16 protein-coding genes are annotated in these 18,836 nt (G+C 36.1%); 14 read left to right on the forward strand and 2 right to left on the reverse strand.

The window, feature by feature from the left end; genetic code table 11:
- The first annotated feature begins 162 nt into the window (after positions 1-162).
- Together C1A40_RS10920 and C1A40_RS10925 are read left to right on the forward strand one after the other, a co-directional pair.
- The gene (locus C1A40_RS10920) at positions 163-2,313 is read left to right on the forward strand and encodes a carboxy terminal-processing peptidase (RefSeq protein ID WP_102997197.1); all 2,151 of its coding nucleotides are present in this window, start codon (positions 163-165) and stop codon (positions 2,311-2,313) included.
- A 9-nt stretch (positions 2,314-2,322) separates the two neighbouring features.
- Positions 2,323-3,417 (forward strand): ABC transporter permease, encoded by a 1,095-nt coding sequence (locus C1A40_RS10925; RefSeq protein ID WP_102995917.1) that lies wholly within the window; start codon positions 2,323-2,325, stop codon positions 3,415-3,417.
- 42 nt (positions 3,418-3,459) lie between these two features.
- Here C1A40_RS10925 and yihA read toward each other — a convergent pair whose 3' ends face one another.
- Positions 3,460-4,068: a ribosome biogenesis GTP-binding protein YihA/YsxC gene (gene yihA, locus C1A40_RS10930; protein WP_102995918.1), complete on the reverse strand. Its 609-nt coding sequence runs from the start codon at positions 4,066-4,068 to the stop codon at positions 3,460-3,462.
- 42 nt (positions 4,069-4,110) lie between these two features.
- A complete protein-coding gene (locus C1A40_RS10935; RefSeq protein ID WP_102995919.1) occupies positions 4,111-4,875 on the reverse strand; it encodes an alpha/beta fold hydrolase in 765 nt (254 codons plus the stop codon).
- Between the two features lie 326 nt (positions 4,876-5,201).
- On the opposite strand from C1A40_RS10935, the gene mraZ reads away from it, so the two are divergent.
- From mraZ to ftsA, 12 genes are read left to right on the forward strand one after another with little or no spacing between them, the layout of a single operon-like run.
- Positions 5,202-5,672, forward strand: a complete 471-nt coding sequence (gene mraZ / locus C1A40_RS10940) for a division/cell wall cluster transcriptional repressor MraZ (protein ID WP_067150094.1) — start codon at positions 5,202-5,204, stop codon at positions 5,670-5,672.
- Entirely contained in the window at positions 5,659-6,558 is a 900-nt protein-coding gene (rsmH, locus tag C1A40_RS10945) for a 16S rRNA (cytosine(1402)-N(4))-methyltransferase RsmH (RefSeq protein ID WP_102995920.1), read from the forward strand. The genes mraZ and rsmH overlap by 14 nt, the downstream gene beginning before the upstream one ends.
- Positions 6,558-6,881 (forward strand): FtsL-like putative cell division protein, encoded by a 324-nt coding sequence (locus C1A40_RS10950; protein WP_102995921.1) that lies wholly within the window; start codon positions 6,558-6,560, stop codon positions 6,879-6,881. Before rsmH ends, C1A40_RS10950 begins: the two co-directional genes overlap by 1 nt.
- 9 nt (positions 6,882-6,890) lie before the next feature.
- Positions 6,891-8,909 carry a penicillin-binding protein gene (locus tag C1A40_RS10955; RefSeq protein ID WP_199287702.1) on the forward strand — a complete coding sequence of 673 codons (2,019 nt, stop codon included), beginning with the start codon at positions 6,891-6,893 and terminating at the stop codon, positions 8,907-8,909.
- Positions 8,906-10,369: a UDP-N-acetylmuramoyl-L-alanyl-D-glutamate--2,6-diaminopimelate ligase gene (locus tag C1A40_RS10960; protein WP_102995922.1), complete on the forward strand. Its 1,464-nt coding sequence runs from the start codon at positions 8,906-8,908 to the stop codon at positions 10,367-10,369. The genes C1A40_RS10955 and C1A40_RS10960 overlap by 4 nt, the downstream gene beginning before the upstream one ends.
- 41 nt (positions 10,370-10,410) lie before the next feature.
- Positions 10,411-11,652 (forward strand): phospho-N-acetylmuramoyl-pentapeptide-transferase, encoded by a 1,242-nt coding sequence (mraY, locus tag C1A40_RS10965; protein WP_102995923.1) that lies wholly within the window; start codon positions 10,411-10,413, stop codon positions 11,650-11,652.
- Between the two features lie 38 nt (positions 11,653-11,690).
- Complete coding sequence (gene murD / locus C1A40_RS10970) at positions 11,691-13,079, forward strand: UDP-N-acetylmuramoyl-L-alanine--D-glutamate ligase (protein ID WP_102995924.1); 1,389 nt, start codon at positions 11,691-11,693, stop codon at positions 13,077-13,079.
- Between the two features lie 11 nt (positions 13,080-13,090).
- On the forward strand, positions 13,091-14,284 hold the full coding sequence (locus C1A40_RS10975; protein ID WP_102995925.1) for an FtsW/RodA/SpoVE family cell cycle protein: 1,194 nt from the start codon (positions 13,091-13,093) through the stop codon (positions 14,282-14,284).
- 6 nt (positions 14,285-14,290) lie between these two features.
- The gene (gene murG, locus C1A40_RS10980) at positions 14,291-15,379 is read left to right on the forward strand and encodes an undecaprenyldiphospho-muramoylpentapeptide beta-N-acetylglucosaminyltransferase (protein WP_241910387.1); all 1,089 of its coding nucleotides are present in this window, start codon (positions 14,291-14,293) and stop codon (positions 15,377-15,379) included.
- Positions 15,380-16,732, forward strand: a complete 1,353-nt coding sequence (gene murC / locus C1A40_RS10985) for a UDP-N-acetylmuramate--L-alanine ligase (protein ID WP_102995927.1) — start codon at positions 15,380-15,382, stop codon at positions 16,730-16,732.
- A 16-nt stretch (positions 16,733-16,748) separates the two neighbouring features.
- The gene (locus C1A40_RS10990; RefSeq protein ID WP_338418048.1) at positions 16,749-17,441 is read left to right on the forward strand and encodes a cell division protein FtsQ/DivIB; all 693 of its coding nucleotides are present in this window, start codon (positions 16,749-16,751) and stop codon (positions 17,439-17,441) included.
- Between the two features lie 3 nt (positions 17,442-17,444).
- On the forward strand, positions 17,445-18,773 hold the full coding sequence (gene ftsA / locus C1A40_RS10995) for a cell division protein FtsA (protein WP_102995929.1): 1,329 nt from the start codon (positions 17,445-17,447) through the stop codon (positions 18,771-18,773).
- Positions 18,774-18,836 lie beyond the last annotated feature (63 nt).

An 18,836-nucleotide genomic window follows, 5' to 3' on the forward strand; every position in this document is an offset into this window, starting at 1 on the left:
GCAGGGCTAAAATACGTAATTTCGAGTGTTTGGCCCTAATTTCTTTGGTTTAACAAAAAATTAGTTACAATTCTAAAGGACGGCATAGTTTTTTCTTTATTTTAGTGACAAAATAAGCTTTGCTTTAAATTGCAACCAAATATTTTAATGATGAAGAAAATTATGAAAAGGAATTATAAAGTGTTTTCGCTATTGCTTTTACTGGCGTTTGCGTCTTGTAGTTTTACCACTAAAAAATTTAGCAACCCTGATAAAGATAAATTACTTATTCAAATAATAACCTTTGTATTAGAACAAGGGCATGTAGACCCGATAGAACTAGATGATACATTTTCTGAAAAGTTATTCAACCATTATATTCAAGCTGTAGATCCCGTTAAGCGTTATTTTTATGCTTCTGATATTGAGTATTTTGAGAAGTACAAGTTTTTATTAGACGAACAAATAAAAAATAAAGAAATTACCTTTTTCGATGTGGTTCATGAACGTTTATTAGAGCGTATTGCAGAAGGTGAAGAAATGTATAAGGATGTGCTTTCTAAACCTTTTGATTACCGAATAGATGAATCTTATGAAACAGATTATGAGAAAACATCCTTTGTAAGATACAAGCAGCAAATGCGTGAGCGTTGGAGGAAATTATTGAAGTTTTCTACCATTTCTAATTATGATGATTTGCTTAAGCAGGAAAGATTGGCTAAGGAGAAAGATCCGAATTACGTCATGAAATCGGAAGAAGAAATTGAAAAAGAAGCTAGAGAATCTACTCTAAGATCCATTGATATTCATTATCATGATAATATTGACGATTTAAAACGTGAAGATTATTTCGCAGTATACGTGAATTCTATTGTTGAAGAGTACGATCCGCACACGTATTACCTTGCTCCTAAAAGTAAAGAGGATTTCGATCAGCGTATGTCAGGAAAATTGGAAGGTATTGGTGCTAGACTGCAAAAACGCATGGATTATATTAAAATTGTTGAACTCATATCAGGAGGTCCGGCTTGGCGAAGTAAAAAACTGGATGTTGAAGATGTGATTTTAAAAGTACGTCAAGAGTATGAAGAACATCCTGTAAGTATTGTAGGGATGCGCATTGGTGATGCTATAAAATATATTAAAGGTCCAAAGGGGACTAAAGTTATTCTAACCATTAAAAAAGTTGATGGCACCATAAAAGATGTTGAAATTGTTAGAGACGTAGTCGAGTTGGTTGAAACTTATGCGAAATCATCTATAGTAGAGAAAGATGGTAAAAAGTTTGGAATCATTAATTTACCTGCTTTTTATGTAGATTTTAAAGACTATAAAAACGTGAACGCCGCTAAAGATGTTAAAGAAGAAATAGAACACTTAAAAGCAGATGGCATGGAAGGCCTTGTTTTAGATCTTCGTAATAACGGTGGAGGGTCTTTACCAACAGTGGTTGAAATGGCTGGTTTGTTTATAAAAGAAGGTCCAGTGGTTCAGGTGCGCTCTTCGGGAGAATCTAAGGAAATTTTAAAAGATAAAGATAAGTCCATCTCTTGGGACGGTCCTTTAGTAATCTTAGTTAATGAAATCTCGGCATCAGCATCAGAAATTATGTCGGCTGCCATGCAAGATTATAAGCGTGCTATTGTTATAGGAGGAAAACAAACCTATGGAAAAGGTACGGTTCAAAATGTTATTAATTTAAATAACATGCTTAGAAACAACACCAGTGGCGACTTAGGTGCTTTGGCAGTAACGACACAAAAATATTATAGAGTTACAGGAGGCTCCGTGCAATTGGAAGGGGTTAAAAGCGATGTGGAAGTGCCAGGACGTTTTAGTTATATTGATGTAGGTGAAAAGGATAAAGAAAACCCTTTGCCTTGGGATGAAATTGATGCAGCTCCTTTTACACCATGGAAAAGTTATTATGATTTTGATGAAACCATAAAAAGAAGTAAAAAGCGCATGAGTAGAAATCAACAACTAAAACTTATCGCTGAAAACGCAAAATGGGTGAAAACCAAAATCGATGAAAGTGTATACTCCTTAAATTATGAAACCTATAACGCCGATAATGAACGTAATGAGGCTGAAGCTGCAAGGTTTGATGCCATATCAGATTACCAAACGAATTTAACCTTTAATTCGACTTCTTATGAGAGGTCGCTGTTTACTCAAGATACCACCGATTTAAAAGAGAAAAGAGAGCGTTGGCATGAGTATTTAAGTCAGGATGTATATGTTGAGGAAGCACTTCATGTCTTAGAAGATTTACAATTAACCTCTACAACAAAAAAAGTAGCAGCTACTAATAGAGCATCAGAAAAAAAGTAGTTGGGCTAAATGAATCATAAATCAAAATCACTAAAACAATTAGCGCTCCAAAAGTTTAAAAAGAACTTTTGGGGCGTGTTTAGTTTATGTTTTATTGGTTTGGTTGGGTTAATTTCTGTTTTTGCTTACGTATTAGCACCCGATAACACGCAGCATGCCAATCAAATGCATTTGGCTATTCACTCTAAAAGGCCAGGTTTTAAAGTCACTATGCTTACTATATCCTCTCAATTACATGTGGAGCAAAGTGGTTTAGATAAGATTTTCTTTGGACGAAAAAATACAGATGCCGAAATTCCAATTTCAAAATATAGGGTCGAAGACGACCGTTTGGTGTATGCCGAATATGCTCCCGACGGACTTGAAGGTGCAGAAAAATCAATAGAACTAAATCATTTTACAGATAACTCTGGAGGAGCGTTTATCAACCAAAAAACTTTCTTTTTTGGCACAGATAAATATGGTCGCGACTTATTAAGTAGGGTTTTAGTTGGAGCGCGAATTTCTTTTTTTATTGGTTTTGTAGCGGTTTTTATTGCTTTAGTAATTGGTCTTTTTATGGGGAGTCTGGCAGGATATTTTGGTGGAAAAGTGGATGCGCTTATTATGTGGGTGATAAATGTAACTTGGTCCATTCCTACTTTATTATTGGTAATTGCTATTACCTTGGCATTAGGTAAAGGTTTTTGGCAGGTTTTTATTGCCGTAGGTTTAACCATGTGGGTTGAAGTAGCAAGAGTGGTTAGGGGGCAAATTATTAGTGTGAAGGAAATGCAATACGTTACTGCCGCAAGAGCTTTAGGATATAACGATTTTAGAATTATTACCAAGCATATATTACCAAATATTATGGCTCCTGTTATTGTAATATCAGCAGCTAATTTCGCTTCAGCAATATTAATTGAAAGTGGTTTGAGCTTTTTAGGTATTGGAGCACAATCGCCTATGGCGAGTTGGGGAGCAATGATAAAAGATCATTATAATTATATTATTTTAGGAAAACCTTATTTGGCGATCATTCCTGGGTTGTGTATTATGAGTTTGGTGATGGCTTTTATGTTAATTGGAAATGCTTTGCGTGATGCTTTAGATGTAAAGGGGTAGAAGATAAGTCAGAAAGAAGGCAACTGAAAAAAACGCGTGTTTTTAATTATCAAGCTCCATATTATTGTTTAGACTATCTATATATGCTAACACATCTTCTTTCCCTGTTTCGTTACTCGATGACGTTATAAAATAGTTGGGCATGTCTTCCCAAGACTCTAGTAAGATTTTTTTATAGGCTTCAACATGGTTTTCAATGGCTTTTGGTTTTAATTTGTCGGCCTTAGTGAAAATGATGGAAAAAGGGACGCCGTTTTCTCCCATCCATTGCATGAATTCTAAATCGATAGGTTGTGGGGTATGGCGGATGTCAACCAAAATAAAAGCAGTAACAAGTTGTTCTCGTAAGCCGAAATATTGGGTTATAAATTTTTGAAATACCTTTTTGGAGCTTTTAGAAACCCGAGCATATCCATAGCCTGGTAAGTCAACAAGGTGCCAGTTTTTATTAATTAAAAAATGATTGATAAGTTGAGTTTTTCCTGGTCGACCCGAAGTTTTTGCAAGACTTTTTCGGCTCGTTAGCATATTAATGAGTGATGATTTACCCACATTACTTCGTCCTATAAAAGCATATTCTGGAAGTCTACTTTTAGGACATTTTGCAACATCAGAATTACTCATTACAAATTCGGCAGACTTAATTTTCAAAACGGAATATTTATTTTGTTAGCTAATGATATAAGGGGTGTCTTAAAACCCTCTTTTTTCTAACCAAGTACTCATAATTTGGTTAAATTCTTCTGGATGTTCCATCATAGCAGCATGTCCGCATTTATCAATCCAAAACAAATCAGAGTCGGGTAGTAAATCGTTAAATTCTTCCCCAACCTCTGGCGGAGTCACCTGATCATTTTTACCCCAAATAATACATGTTGGGGTATTCATTTTGGGTAAATCTTTAGACATATTATGCCTAATGGCACTCTTAGCAATAGCGAGTGTTTTTATAAGTTTGTTACGATCGTTAACCGTTTCGTATACTTCATCAACAATTTCTTTAGTCGCTATGGCAGGGTCGTAAAATACATCTTGAGCTTTCTTTTTGATGACTTCGTAATCACTTCTTTTCGTGTAGCCACTGCCCATGGCGCTTTCATATAATCCAGAACTCCCTGTTATAATTAGGGCTTTAACGCTTTCTGGATACATTTTTGTATGGTATAAGCCAATGTGGCCACCAAGTGAGTTGCCTAAAAGAATAGCGCTATCATATCCTTTAAAAAGAATAAACTCATGCAAGTAATTTGCAAAGTTTTTTACGTTTGTTTTTAGTAAGGATAAGGAGTATAGTGGCAGTTCTGGTATAAGAACTTTATAGCCTTTATTGCTAAAAAAATCAATTACTGCCTCGAAATTACTTAACCCGCCCATAAGTCCGTGTAGTAGGATTATAGGAGTGCCTTCTCCGGCTTCAATGTAACTGAATTTACCTTCTTTTTTTAAATGATTCGTCATTAATCTTATAGTCTATCATTAAAAACAAATATAGGTATTTCATTCATATTTCCACCAAAATAATTAGTGTCAAGAATATCAAATGTCTAAGAAATTGAATTAAAAAGGGTTAAGTCCGTTTCAAGATGTTAACAATATGTGAAAATAAACATATTAATTATTGTAATGCGATAATAATAGGGGGCGTGAGGTTTTTGTTTCGTTTTTTGTGGGTTTTAATGGTGAGTTAGTCGATAATTTATTAACAATGTGGTATAATGTGGTAAATTGTGGTATATTTTTCAATATATTTGACACTTAAACGTTTAGATTTTTATTGAACTGCTTTGGACTTAATTACAGGGACATACGATTGTAAAGTTGATGCAAAAGGGCGATTGATGATGCCTGCTTCCATCAAAAAACAGCTGTCTGGTGTTTTGGAAGAAGGATTTGTATTACGTCGATCGGTGTTTCAGCAGTGTTTAGAGCTGTATCCTATGGCTGAATGGCAAGCGCTCATGCGAAAAATGAACAAGCTAAATAAGTTTAAGAAAAAGAACAACGATTTTATAAGAAGGTTTACTGCGGGTGCTAAAATGGTTGAGGTTGATGTGAACGGTCGTTTGTTGGTGCCAAAAGATTTAATTGTGTTTGCAAATATTTCAAAAAATATCGTTGTGGCATCTGCCATCAATATTATTGAAATATGGGATAAGGATTTATATGAAAAGGCTATTGATGATGCAGCGATTGATTTTGCAGATTTAGCCGAAGAAGTAATGGGACAAGACGAGGAAGACTATGGAATATCATAATCCAGTACTATTAAAAGAGTCGGTTGATGGTTTAAATATTAAGCCTGACGGCGTGTATGTTGATGTGACTTTTGGTGGTGGTGGTCACAGTAAAGAGATTTTATCTAGGTTAAATGATCAAGGTAAGCTATTTGCTTTCGATCAAGATGCCGATGCACTAGAAAATGCGCTCGATGATGCGCGGTTTACTTTAATTCATGAAAACTTTAGATATATAAAACGCTTTTTAAGGTTTCATGGTGTGAAAAAAGTGGATGGTATTCTTGCTGATTTTGGAGTGTCTTCGCATCAATTTGATGTGGCTAAACGCGGATTTTCAACACGTTTTGAGGCTGATTTAGATATGCGAATGAATCAAAGTAGTGCGCTTTCGGCTTTTAATGTAGTTAACGAATATGATGAAGAGCAGCTTAAAAATGTGTTTTACCAATATGGTGAGTTGCGCGCTGCGCCAGCAATGACTCGGTTAATTGTTGAGTATCGCGAAACCGTTGAGCCAATTGTAACCAGCGAACAATTAAAAAAAGTTCTTAAAAAGTTTTTGCCACCTCGACATGCTAATAAGGTGTTGGCTCAAATATATCAGGCCATACGTATTGAGGTGAATCAGGAGATTGAAGTGTTAAAGGAATTTTTGATGCAAACACCAGAATTATTGAATGAACAAGGTAGGTTGAGCTTTATTTCTTATCACTCACTTGAGGATCGTCTTGTGAAAAGGTTTATTAGAAATGGGATGTTTGAAGGGGAGCCTGAACGTGATATTTTTGGGAATTTTGAGGTGCCTTTAAAAAAGGTGAATGGATTGATTGTGCCCTCAAAGGCTGAAATTAAAGAAAATAATAGAGCAAGGAGTGCCAAGTTAAGATTGGCAGAAAAAAGATAATGAAGCAAAGCATCTATCACGTATTGCGAGGTACTTTTTTGGTGAGTGACGATTCGTTTAAAAATTGGCGCGTCATTCTCTTTATTTCGGGTTTGGCCTTAATTATGATTGCCAGTTCTCATAACGCAGATAAAAAAGTATATGAGATTGCGCATTTGAAAAATGAAGTAAAAGAAATAAGATCGCAGTTTGTAGATGGGCGATCAAGATTAATGAGGCTTAAAATGGAGTCGCACGTTGTAAGTGTTATGAATAAAAAAGGCTTATCGAGTTCTGAGACGCCTCCAAAAAAAATAAAAGTAACCGCAAGTAAAAAAGATTGATTTAAACAAATGGCAGTAAACGATAAAAACATATTAAATCGTTTGTATTTTATAGCAGGATGTATGTTCATTTTTGCTGTTGCTGTCGTGTTTAAACTATTAACGATTCAGTTTGTTCAAGGTGAAAAATATAAAGCCTTAGCAACAAAACGTGTGGTTAAAAATGTTGTGATTCCTGCTAATCGAGGTAATGTGTATTCCGTGAATGGAAATTTATTAGCGACCTCAATTCCTAAGTATGATATTCGTTTTGATGCCTTAACACCTTCGGTTAGAGTTTTTGAGAAAAATATTAAAGCGCTTTCCGATTCGCTTGCGAAATACAAAGGAAATCGGTCTTCTTCTCAAATTGAAGCACGATTAAGACGTGCACGAGCTAATAAAAATAGATATTATTTGTTAGCAAGAAATGTAGGTTATTCAGATTATATACGTTTAAGAAAATTTCCACTTTTAGAGCTTGGGGCTTTTAAAGGTGGGTTAATTGTGGAACAAACTACCAAGCGCGAACATCCCATGGGAGGCATCGCCGAGCGCACTATTGGTTATGAGCGTATCGATGAAAAAGGTAATGTAACGCGACCAGGGATTGATGGGGCTTTTGGTATTCGTTATTTAAGAGGTGTCGATGGTCAGCGTAAAAAACAACGCATCGGTAAAGGACAGTGGAAGCCCTTAACAGATGCTAATGAAATTGAACCTAAGGATGGTTATGATGTGTATACCACTATCGATGTAAATATTCAGGATATAGCACATCACGCCTTGCTGGAGCAACTAGAAAAGTATAAAGCCGATCACGGTTGTGTGGTTGTTATGGAAACCGAAACGGGTGAAATTCGTGCCATCTCTAATTTAGGTAGAAATAAAAATGGTAAGTATTATGAGCGTTTAAATTATGCGGTAGGTGAGAGTCATGAGTCGGGATCAACCTTTAAATTAATGGCTTTAGCGGCGGCCTTTGAAGATAAAGTTGCCGATACAAGTGATGTAGTAGATACAGAAAAGGGGATTCTTACTTTTTACGGAAAAAAAGTACGCGATTCTAAGTATGGTGGATATGGAAAAATAACCGTTTCAAAAGCATTCGAAGTGTCTTCCAATACGGGTATTGTAAAAGTTATTGATAAAGGGTATAGTAATAATCCAGAGAAATTTGTAGACAGACTTTATGAAATGAATCTCAATAAAAACTTGGATTTACCAATTATAGGTGAGCCAGAACCTGTTATCCCAGATCCAAGGGTAAAAAATAACCGATGGAGTGGTATTGCACTGCAGTGGATGGCTTATGGTTATGGTGTGTCTTTTACGCCTTTGCAAACCCTTACTTTCTATAATGCTGTGGCTAATAACGGGGTTATGGTTAAGCCTCGATTTTTAAAAGAAGTTAAATCTTTTGATAAGGTTATCGAGACCTTTGATAGTGAGGTGATTAATGAAAAAATATGTTCTAAAGAAACTATAGGGAAATTACAAGCCTTATTGAAAAACGTTGTAGATAAAGATCATGGTACTGGACATAGGCTGTATTCTGAATATTTTTCAATGGCTGGAAAAACAGGGACTTGTCAGAAAAATTATTCCGATAAGTCTAAGCTTGCTTATATCTCATCTTTTGCTGGATATTTCCCTGCTGAAAACCCAAAATACTCTTGTATTGTTGTGGTTCACGAGCCGGATAAGAGTGTGGGGTATTATGGTGCCGATGTTTCTGGACCAGTCTTTAAAAAAGTGGCACAAAAAATCTTTACGGCAACTCCAATTACCGACGAAATTGAGTCTTTAGGTATAGAGTCTGTAGCTGTTGAAAAAGACTATGAGCATTTTTATGAAACGGCTCAAACCTATAAAACCATTATGCCTAATGTTGTAGGTATGCCTGCTATGGATGCGGTTGCATTACTTGAAAATATGCAAGTTGATGTTCGGGTAGAGCTAAATGGAGATGGCGTGATAAACGGGCAGTCCATATTAAAAGATACCAAGTTAAAAAATAACCAAACCATAGTTTTAAAAGCATCATGATCGCATTAAAAGACATATTATACAAGGTTGCAATAAACTCTGTTACGGGTGGAACCAATACAGAGGTTAATGCTGTGGCCTTTGATTCGCGTCATATTGGAGCTAACGACTTATTTGTGGCTATAGATGGTGTTGTTGTTGATGGGCATAAGTTTATTGATGTAGCTATTAAAAATGGCGCTAAAAGTGTTGTTTGCGAAGTGCTGCCAGAGCATTTAGAGGAAGGTGTTGCTTATGTTGAGGTCGATAATTCGCATAAAGCCTTAGCCATCATAGCTGCAAATTATTACGGGAATCCTTCAGAAAATTTAAGATTGGTTGGTGTTACTGGAACCAATGGAAAAACGACCATTGCGAGTTTGTTGTATCAGTTGTTTAAAAAGGCTGGTTATAAAGTAGGGTTGTTGTCTACCGTGAAAATTATGGTAGACGCTAAAGAATATAAAGCAACTCATACGACTCCTGATTCACTTACAATTAATGCTTATTTGAAAGAAATGAATGAGGCCGGTGTTGAGTTTTGTTTCATGGAAGTAAGTTCTCATGGCATTCATCAGTGTCGTACGGAAGGATTGAATTTTGAAGGCGGAATTTTTACAAACATCACGCACGATCATTTAGACTATCATAAAACGTTTGCTGAATATAGAGATGTGAAAAAACGTTTTTTCGACGGACTCTCAAAAAAAGCCTTTGCCGTTGTTAATGTAGATGATAAAAATGGTTTGTTCATGCTGCAAAACACAAAAGCGCGAAAATTTACTTACGCTTTAAAACAGTATGCAGATTATAAATGTCAAATCCTAGAAAATCAATTTAGCGGATTGCTTTTAAAGGTGAACGACAGTGAAGTGTGGACCCGCTTAATTGGAAAGTTTAATGCTTATAATGTGTTGGCTATTTATGCTACAGCAGAATTGTTAGGTCTTGAAAAGGTTGAGGTGCTGAGGTTGATAAGTGATTTAGAGAGTGTAAGCGGGCGTTTTCAATATATAGTTTCTGATAAAAAAATAACGGCGATCGTCGATTATGCACATACGCCCGATGCCTTGAAAAATGTGTTAGAAACCATCAATGGCATTCGTACAAAAAATGAAGAGCTTTTTACTGTTGTGGGTTGTGGTGGTGATAGAGATCGTACAAAACGCCCTGAAATGGGGAACATCGCTTCGGTTTTAAGTGATAAAGTCATTTTTACTAGTGATAATCCTAGAACAGAAAACCCTGAAGATATTTTAAGGGAAATAGAAAATGGTGTAGAACCTCAAAATTTTAAAAAAACGCTAACCATTCAGGATAGAAGACAGGCTATAAAAACCGCTTGTCAAATGGCGGGCCCTAATGATATCATTTTAATAGCGGGTAAAGGTCATGAGACTTATCAAGAAATAAATGGAGTGCGTTCTCATTTTGACGATTTAGAAACCGTTCGAGAATTATTAAATCAGTTGGAAAAGTAAAAGGGGTAAGTAAACTAAAGTAACCAAAAAATAGAAAAAAGATGTTGTACTACTTGTTTGAGTATCTAGAAAAGCAGTTTCAGTTACCAGGGGCTTCGCTTTTTGGTTTTATAACTTTTAGAGCTGCCTTGGCTGTGATTTTATCTCTTTTAATTTCAACGATTTATGGTAAGCGTATCATTAATATGTTAATGAGGCAACAAGTAGGTGAAACAATTCGTGACTTAGGTTTAGAAGGACAACAAGAAAAGGCTGGGACACCAACCATGGGTGGTATTATTATCATTCTGGCTACGCTAATTCCGGTGCTTTTACTTTGTAAACTAAGTAATATTTACATCATTCTTTTGATTGTTACAACTGTTTGGATGGGGGTTATCGGGTTTTTAGATGATTATATTAAGAAGTTTAAAAATGATAAAGAAGGTCTTAAAGGAAAGTTTAAGGTGTTAGGGCAAGTTGGCTTAGGACTTATTGTAGGGGCGACCTTGTATTTTCATAAAGATGTAACCATGAAGGAGCAAGTGCTACCTGAGGTTCGTCAAGAGTTATTGACTCAAAATCCAAATATTGCAGCTTCAAAATTATTTAAGCCAGAAACGAAATCGGCGTATACCACCATTCCATTTATAAAAAATAATGAATTTGACTATGCTAAAGTCATCACTTGGATCGATCCTTCTTTAGAAAAGTATGCATGGATCGTTTTTGTGTTGGTGACGATTTTTATCATTACAGCCGTTTCTAATGGAGCAAATTTAACCGATGGGATTGATGGTTTAGCAGCAGGAACGTCTTCTATTATTGTATTGACGCTGGGAATTTTTGCTTGGGTTTCTGGGAATATTGTTTTTGCTGATTACTTAAACATCATGTATATCCCTCGTGTTGAGGAAATAACGATTTATATCGCGGCCTTTGTGGGAGCGTTAATCGGATTTTTATGGTATAACACCTATCCCGCACAAGTTTTTATGGGGGATACAGGGAGTTTAACTATTGGAGGTATTATAGCGGTTATAGCTATTGCGGTAAGAAAGGAGTGGTTGATTCCTGTGCTCTGTGGTGTGTTTTTAGCAGAAAACTTATCGGTTGTTATTCAGGTGGGGTGGTTTAAATACACCAAGAAAAAATATGGCGAAGGCAGGCGTTTATTAAAAATGTCGCCCTTGCATCATCATTATCAAATGAAAGGCTATCACGAAAGTAAAATTGTAACGCGATTTTGGATTGTTGGAATTTTATTGGCTATAGTTTCCATTGTAACCTTAAAGATTAGATAATAAATTAGTCATTTCCACGACAGTGTAAGCTTTATAAAATGAAAAAGAGTCATATAAAACAAGAAAGTGAGCAGCGCTCCTCAAGTGGGATTGAAGGAGGTTTTTTGGTTGTTTTAGGAGGAGGAGAAAGTGGTGTGGGCACAGCGCTTTTAGGAAAAGCAAAGGGCTACGATGTTTTTGTTTCCGATAAGGGAAAAATAAAAGACAAGTATAAACAAGTTCTTATACAAAATGAGATTGATTGGGAGGATGAAAATCATACCGAATCTAAAATATTGAAGGCCGATGTGGTTATGAAAAGCCCTGGCATTCCTGATAAGGTGGCGTTGATTAAGCAGATTAGAAAGGCTGGAATTACAGTAGTTTCAGAAATTGAATTTGCGTCAAATTTCACTGAGGCAACCCTTGTAGGAATCACAGGTAGTAACGGAAAAACGACTACTGCTACTTTAACGCATCACTTGTTAAAGCAAGAGCTAAATGTGGGGCTGGCAGGTAATATTGGCGATAGTTTTGCTAAGCAAATTCTGGAAGATGATTATCCGAATTACGTGTTAGAGATCAGTAGTTTTCAGTTGGATGATATCATCGATTTTAGGCCGCATATCGCCGTGATTACAAACATAACCCCAGATCATTTAGATCGCTATGATTACAAGTTTGAAAATTATATCGAATCAAAATTTAGAATTACTGAAAATCAAACCGAAGCGGATTATTTAATTTATGATGCCGATGACGAAGTGATCGTTAATCATCTTAAAAAGTGCGCAGTTAAAGCCATTTTATTGCCGTTTTCACTAGAAAAAAATATAGAAAATGGCGCATGTTTAGAAAAAGAGAATATTAAAATAACAATAAATAATAATCAGATCATTATGCCAACATCAAATCTTACATTAGAAGGAAAGCACAACGTAAAAAATGCTATGGCAGCTTCTACTGTGGCGCACCTACTAAAGATCAGAAAACAAACCATTCGTGAGAGTTTAGAGAACTTTCAAGGTGTAGAACACCGTTTGGAACAAGTTCTAAAAATAAATAAAGTTCAATATATAAACGATTCGAAAGCAACCAATGTTAATGCGACATACTATGCTTTAGAAAGTATGGGAGCTCCAACCATATGGATTGTGGGAGGGGTGGATAAAGGAAATAATTATCAAGAGTTGTTTTCTTTTGTTAATGAAAAAGTGAAAGCCATCATTTGCTTGGGTGTTAATAATGAAAAATTATTAAACACTTTTGGAAATATGGTCGATGTTATTGTGGAAACGCAATGTATGAATGAAGCGGTAAAAATAGCTTACAAATTAGCTGAAACAGGAGATAATGTACTATTGTCACCTGCTTGTGCAAGCTTCGATTTATTTGAAAACTATGAAGATCGAGGACGTCAATTTAAAGAAGCGGTAAGAAATCTGTAAAAAATAAAAATTTGCAATCCATATACAAAAACATAAAAGGTGATCGGCTAATTTGGGCTATAGTGGCCCTGCTAGCTATAGTGTCATTTTTGCCTGTGTATAGTGCGGCTAGTAATTTGGCTTATAAAGGTGCGGGTACTAATACGTTTTCCTTTTTTATAAAACACTTTTTTCACCTAGCATTAGGTTTTGCAATTATATATGGGGTACATAAAATTCCTTATAATTATTTTAAGGGATTGTCGCTTATTATGATGCCTGTTGTTTTGGTCTTGTTAGTGTTAACCATGCTTCAGGGTACAACTATTGGAGGTGCTAACGCTAGCCGATGGATTCAGATACCTTTTGTGGGGATGTCGTTTCAAACATCCACCTTGGCAGGGGTGGTTCTAATGGTTTATATCGCACGATATTTGTCTAAAATTTACGATAAAAAGATCGCCTTTAAAGAAACCATATTGCCTTTATGGATGCCTGTTTTTTTAGTGTTGATTCTCATATTGCCAGCAAATTTTTCAACCACGGCCATCATGTTTACCATGGTTGTAGTGTTGGTTTTTTTAGGCGGCTATCCATTGCGATACCTGGCAGTTATTATAGGTACAGGTGTTTTGGTTTTATCGTTGTTTATTGTAATTGCAAAAGCGTTTCCAGAAGCTATGCCTAATCGGGTTGATACTTGGATGGGGCGTATTGAAAGTTTTTCAAACCCTGAAGATACCGAAGCCGATTATCAAATAGAAAAAGCTAAAATAGCCATAGCGTCTGGTGAAATTTGGGGTGTTGGTCCAGGTAAAAGTTCTCAGAAGAACTTCTTGCCACAATCGTCATCAGATTTTATTTTTGCCATCATTATTGAAGAATATGGTTTGCTAGGCGGGTTTTTTGTCATGTTTTTGTATTTGTTGTTCTTGTTTAGAATCGTTATAGTAGCTCAGAAATCAGAATCGGTTTTTGGAAAATTAGTGGTGCTGGGTGTTGGGTTGCCAATCGTTTTTCAAGCAATAATAAACATGGCTGTTGCTGTGGAGTTATTTCCTGTTACAGGGCAAACATTACCGCTGTTAAGTAGTGGGGGAACTTCAATTTGGATGACTTGTTTGGCTGTTGGGATTATTTTAAGTGTAAGTGCCAAAAGAGAAGAAATAAAAGAAAAGGAGCTTGTAGAAGAAAATCCTTTGGATGTTTTATCAGAAGCAATTTAAAAGCGTATGTATAGAGTTATAATGTCAGGCGGAGGTACAGGAGGTCATATTTATCCTGCCATTGCGATTGCCAATGAGATAAAATCACGGTATCCAGATTCCGAAATTTTGTTCGTAGGAGCCAAGGATAGAATGGAGATGGAAAAAGTGCCTCAGGCAGGTTATCCTATAAAAGGGCTTTGGATAACAGGGGTTCAACGTAGTTTTACCTTGAAGAATTTGAGTTTTCCTTTTAAAGTGATTAGTAGTTTATGGGGGGCTCGAAAAATCATCAAATCATTTAAACCCGATGTGGTGATTGGTACCGGAGGATTTGCTAGTGGACCTCTGTTGAAGATGGCCGAATTAGCAAACATTCCAGTGCTTATCCAGGAACAGAATTCCTATCCAGGCATTACTAATAAATTGTTAGCAAAAAAGGCTGACAAAATTTGTGTGGCTTACGATGGTTTAGAGCGTTTTTTTCCAAAAGAAAAAATCGTAAAAACAGGAAACCCTGTTCGTAAAGGTTTATTGCATATTGATAATAAAGTACAGGAGGCGAAAAAGTTTTTCGATCTTAAAGAAGGCAAATGCACACTTTTAGTTATTGGTGGTAGTTTGGGTGCAAGGCGTATCAATGAATTGATTGAAAAAGAACTTGATTTTTTTGATACACAGAATGTGCAAATCATATGGCAGTGCGGGAAATTGTACTACGATAAATATAAATTGTATGACAATACCAAAAATGTACAAGTGTATGAGTTTTTAAATAATATGGATTTTGCTTACGCTGCTGCAGATGTGGTTATATCAAGAGCAGGAGCAGGTTCGGTTTCAGAACTTTGTATTGTTGGTAAGCCGGTGGTTTTTATACCTTCTCCTAATGTGGCTGAAGATCATCAAACCAAAAATGCTATGGCCGTAGTGAATAAGGATGCTGCCTTGATTATAAAGGAAGAAGATTTGGATGCTGATTTTGAAAATAAGTTTTCGCAACTTATCGCTCAGCCTGAAAGAAAGAAAGAGTTAGGTCAAAACATAAGCAAATTAGCTTTGGTTGATGCAACAAAAGATATTGTTAATGAAGTTGAAAAACTACTTAAAAAATAAATGAATTTAAACACCATACATAGCGTCTATTTTATTGGTATTGGAGGTATCGGTATGAGTGCTATTGCACGTTATTTTCTTGCTAATAAGAAACAAGTAGCTGGTTATGATAGAACGCAAACCGACCTTACCGACGCTCTTGTAGATTTGGGTATAGAGATACATTTTGAGGATAATGTTGAGCGTATCAATAAGATATTTTTAAACCCAGAAAACACCCTTGTAGTCTATACGCCAGCAGTGCCTAAAGATCATGCGGAATTAAATTTCTTTAAAGAAAAGGGATTTCATGTAATGAAGCGTTCTCAAATTTTAGGATTAATTACCGAACATACTTTCTGTTTGGCAGTGGCAGGGACACACGGAAAAACAACAACCACGAGTATTTTAGGGCATTTACTCAATACTTGTGAGGTGCCTTTAACTGCATTTTTAGGGGGGATAAGTGAAAATTACAATTCAAACCTTATTTTAAACGGTACAGAAGTATCGGTGGTCGAGGCCGATGAGTTTGATCGTTCGTTTTTAACCTTGTCACCAGATTTTGCATGCATAACCTCTATGGATGCCGATCATTTGGATATTTATGGTGATGCCGCTGAATTGAAAAAATCGTTTGTTGCTTTTTCCGAAAGACTGAAGCCAAATGGTAAACTTTTTATTAAAAATGGACTGCCTTTAGACGGGATAACATATGGTATTGAAGATGATTCTGATTATGCAGTTCAAAATATTAGAATACAAAACGGTGCTTACATTTTTGATATAAAAACACCAAAAGATACAATTAAGAATTTAGAATTTAACCTACCAGGTCGACATAATTTGTCGAACGCCTTAATAGCCTTGGCGATGGCTGTGGAATATGGTTGCTCCTACCAGCAGCTCGCCAAGGGATTGGCAACCTACAAAGGGGTTAAACGCAGGTTTTCTTATCAGATAAAAACCGAAAATTTTGTTTTTATTGATGACTATGCGCATCATCCGCAAGAAATAAGTGCCGTGCATCAGGCGGTTAGAGAAATGTATCCTGATAAAAAAGTATTAGCCGTTTTTCAACCTCATTTATTTAGTAGAACACGCGATTTTATTGATGATTTTGCCGAAAGTTTGTCGAAATTTGACGAGTTATTATTGCTCGATATTTACCCAGCCAGAGAGTTGCCTATCGAAGGTGTTAACTCCAACTGGCTGTTAGGAAAAATTAATAATGATAATAAACAACTTGTAACTAAAGCACAATTATTAAATGCCATTCATGAGAGTGATGCTCAGGTGGTTTTAACTATAGGAGCAGGTGATATTGGTGCTGAAGTAAAACGTATTAAAAAGGAGTTTAGCCTTGAGAATTAATTGGAATTACATAAAAATGATTGGCATTTTTGGCTTGGTGATTTTTCTTTTCGCCTTTGCTTCAGGACGAAATGCGGTGCGGCTTGTTTCCGAACCTCAGGTGAAGTTTGTAGGCGAAAACAATCTTTTTATAACCAGTAAGGCTGTTAGTAAATTGTTAATACAAAATTACGGGAATGCTTCAAACGTGAAGAAAGAAACTTTAGCTTTGAATGCATTAGAGAAAGCGCTCAAATCTAATCCCATGATTAAGACTGCAGAAGTGTATGTTGCTATAAACGGGACACTTAAAGCCGAAATAGAACAAAAAACACCTATTGCAAGAGTTAACACCAATGCGTCTTATTATGTTGATGCCGACGGTCAATACATGCCGTTGTCTAATAATTATTCTGCAAGAGTGCCCTTGGTTACGGGTTATGTTGAAAAAAATAATTTGGAAAGTGTCTATCAAATCGCCCGAAAAATAAATAATGACGAGTTTTTAAAAAAACATGTTTATGAGATTCGACAAGACGAAAATAAACAGCTTTTTTTAAAACTTAGAAAGTGCGACTTTACCGTACAATTAGGGAAGGTAAACGCCTTAGATAAAAAAATAAATAACCTAAAAGCTTTTTATAAAAAAGCCCTTAAGGATAATATATTGAAAGACTATAGTAAAGTTAATTTACAGTTTGATAACCAAGTAATATGTACCAAAATTTAGACCATGGAGCATAATTTAGCAGTAGGATTAGACATAGGAACCACAAAAATTGTGGCCATGATTGGCCGTAAAAATGACTACGGAAAATTAGAGATTCTAGGTATAGGAAAGTCTAAAAGCTTAGGGGTGCATCGGGGTGTTGTAAATAATATTACACAAACCATTCAATCCATTCAACAGGCCGTTCAAGAAGCTGAAGCCTCTTCAGATATAAAAATTGAAGATGTAACGGTGGGTATTGCTGGTCAGCATATCAGAAGTTTACAGCATAGCGATTATATCACAAGATCGAATTCCGAAACGGTTATTGATGATAACGATATAGAAATGCTTATCAATCAGGTGCATAAATTGGTGATGCTTCCTGGGGAAGAAATTATTCATGTATTGCCTCAAGAATATAAAGTTGATGGTCAAGCTGAAATAAAAGAACCTATAGGAATGTATGGCGGACGATTAGAGGCTAATTTTCATGTCGTAGTGGGTCAAGTATCATCCATTAGAAATGTGGGCCGCTGTATTAAAAGCGCCGGTCTAAATTTAGAAGGCATCACTTTAGAGCCTTTGGCATCTTCTAATGCAGTATTAACCCATGAAGAAAAGGAAGCCGGTGTGGCTTTAATTGATATAGGTGGAGGAACCACAGATTTAGCCATTTTTAGAGATGGTATTATTCGTCATACTGCAGTGATTCCTTTTGGTGGAAATGTGATTACCGAAGATATTAAAGAAGGTTGTTCGATTATTGAAAAACAAGCCGAATTATTAAAAGTAAAATTCGGATCGGCCTGGCCAGGTGAAAATAGAGATAACGAAATCGTTTCCATTCCGGGCTTAAGAGGTCGTGAGCCGAAAGAGATTACGCTTAAAAACTTGTCTAAAATCATCCATGCTCGTGTTGTGGAAATTATAGAACAAGTATACGCCGAAATTAAAAACTATGGCCATGAGGAACAAAAGAAAAAACTTATTGGCGGTATTGTTTTAACAGGTGGTGGAAGTCAATTGAAGCACTTAAAACAGTTGGTAGAATACATTACAGGCATGGATACTCGAATTGGTTATCCTAACGAGCATTTGGCTGGCGATAGTGATGAAGATATTACAAGTCCCTTGTATGCCACGGCAGTAGGTTTAGTTTTAGATGGACTAAAGCGCCAAGAAAGAAAAAAAGTAGAACAACAAGAAGAAGAGATTATAGCCGAAGAAGCGGTTACTAATGAGCAACCAGAAGTAGAAGAGGAGCCTGTAGTGAAAGCACCAAAAGTACGCCGTTCGTTTCTCGATAAATTAACCGATCGTCTTAAAGAATTTTTAGACGACGCCGAATAAGAATGTAAAAATTGTCTAGTTAACAATTTTAATGATTTTGCCAAGAGGCAATTATATTGATCC

This window comes from Tamlana carrageenivorans, assembly GCF_002893765.1.
Taxonomy (GTDB): domain Bacteria; phylum Bacteroidota; class Bacteroidia; order Flavobacteriales; family Flavobacteriaceae; genus Pseudotamlana; species Pseudotamlana carrageenivorans.

What these genes read in the sequence shown, in the direction of transcription:
- ftsA (WP_102995929.1), top strand. Translation starts at nt 17,445, where the DNA reads ATGGAGCATAATTTAGCAGTAGGATTAGACATAGGAACCACAAAAATT.
- rsmH (WP_102995920.1), top strand. Translation starts at nt 5,659, where the DNA reads ATGGAATATCATAATCCAGTACTATTAAAAGAGTCGGTTGATGGTTTA.
- C1A40_RS10955 (WP_199287702.1), top strand. Translation starts at nt 6,891, where the DNA reads ATGGCAGTAAACGATAAAAACATATTAAATCGTTTGTATTTTATAGCA.
- C1A40_RS10960 (WP_102995922.1), top strand. Translation starts at nt 8,906, where the DNA reads ATGATCGCATTAAAAGACATATTATACAAGGTTGCAATAAACTCTGTT.
- C1A40_RS10920 (WP_102997197.1), top strand. Translation starts at nt 163, where the DNA reads ATGAAAAGGAATTATAAAGTGTTTTCGCTATTGCTTTTACTGGCGTTT.
- C1A40_RS10990 (WP_338418048.1), top strand. Translation starts at nt 16,749, where the DNA reads ATGATTGGCATTTTTGGCTTGGTGATTTTTCTTTTCGCCTTTGCTTCA.
- C1A40_RS10925 (WP_102995917.1), top strand. Translation starts at nt 2,323, where the DNA reads ATGAATCATAAATCAAAATCACTAAAACAATTAGCGCTCCAAAAGTTT.
- C1A40_RS10950 (WP_102995921.1), top strand. Translation starts at nt 6,558, where the DNA reads ATGAAGCAAAGCATCTATCACGTATTGCGAGGTACTTTTTTGGTGAGT.
- murD (WP_102995924.1), top strand. Translation starts at nt 11,691, where the DNA reads ATGAAAAAGAGTCATATAAAACAAGAAAGTGAGCAGCGCTCCTCAAGT.
- mraY (WP_102995923.1), top strand. Translation starts at nt 10,411, where the DNA reads ATGTTGTACTACTTGTTTGAGTATCTAGAAAAGCAGTTTCAGTTACCA.
- murC (WP_102995927.1), top strand. Translation starts at nt 15,380, where the DNA reads ATGAATTTAAACACCATACATAGCGTCTATTTTATTGGTATTGGAGGT.
- murG (WP_241910387.1), top strand. Translation starts at nt 14,291, where the DNA reads ATGTATAGAGTTATAATGTCAGGCGGAGGTACAGGAGGTCATATTTAT.
- C1A40_RS10935 (WP_102995919.1), bottom strand. Translation starts at nt 4,875, where the DNA reads ATGACGAATCATTTAAAAAAAGAAGGTAAATTCAGTTACATTGAAGCC.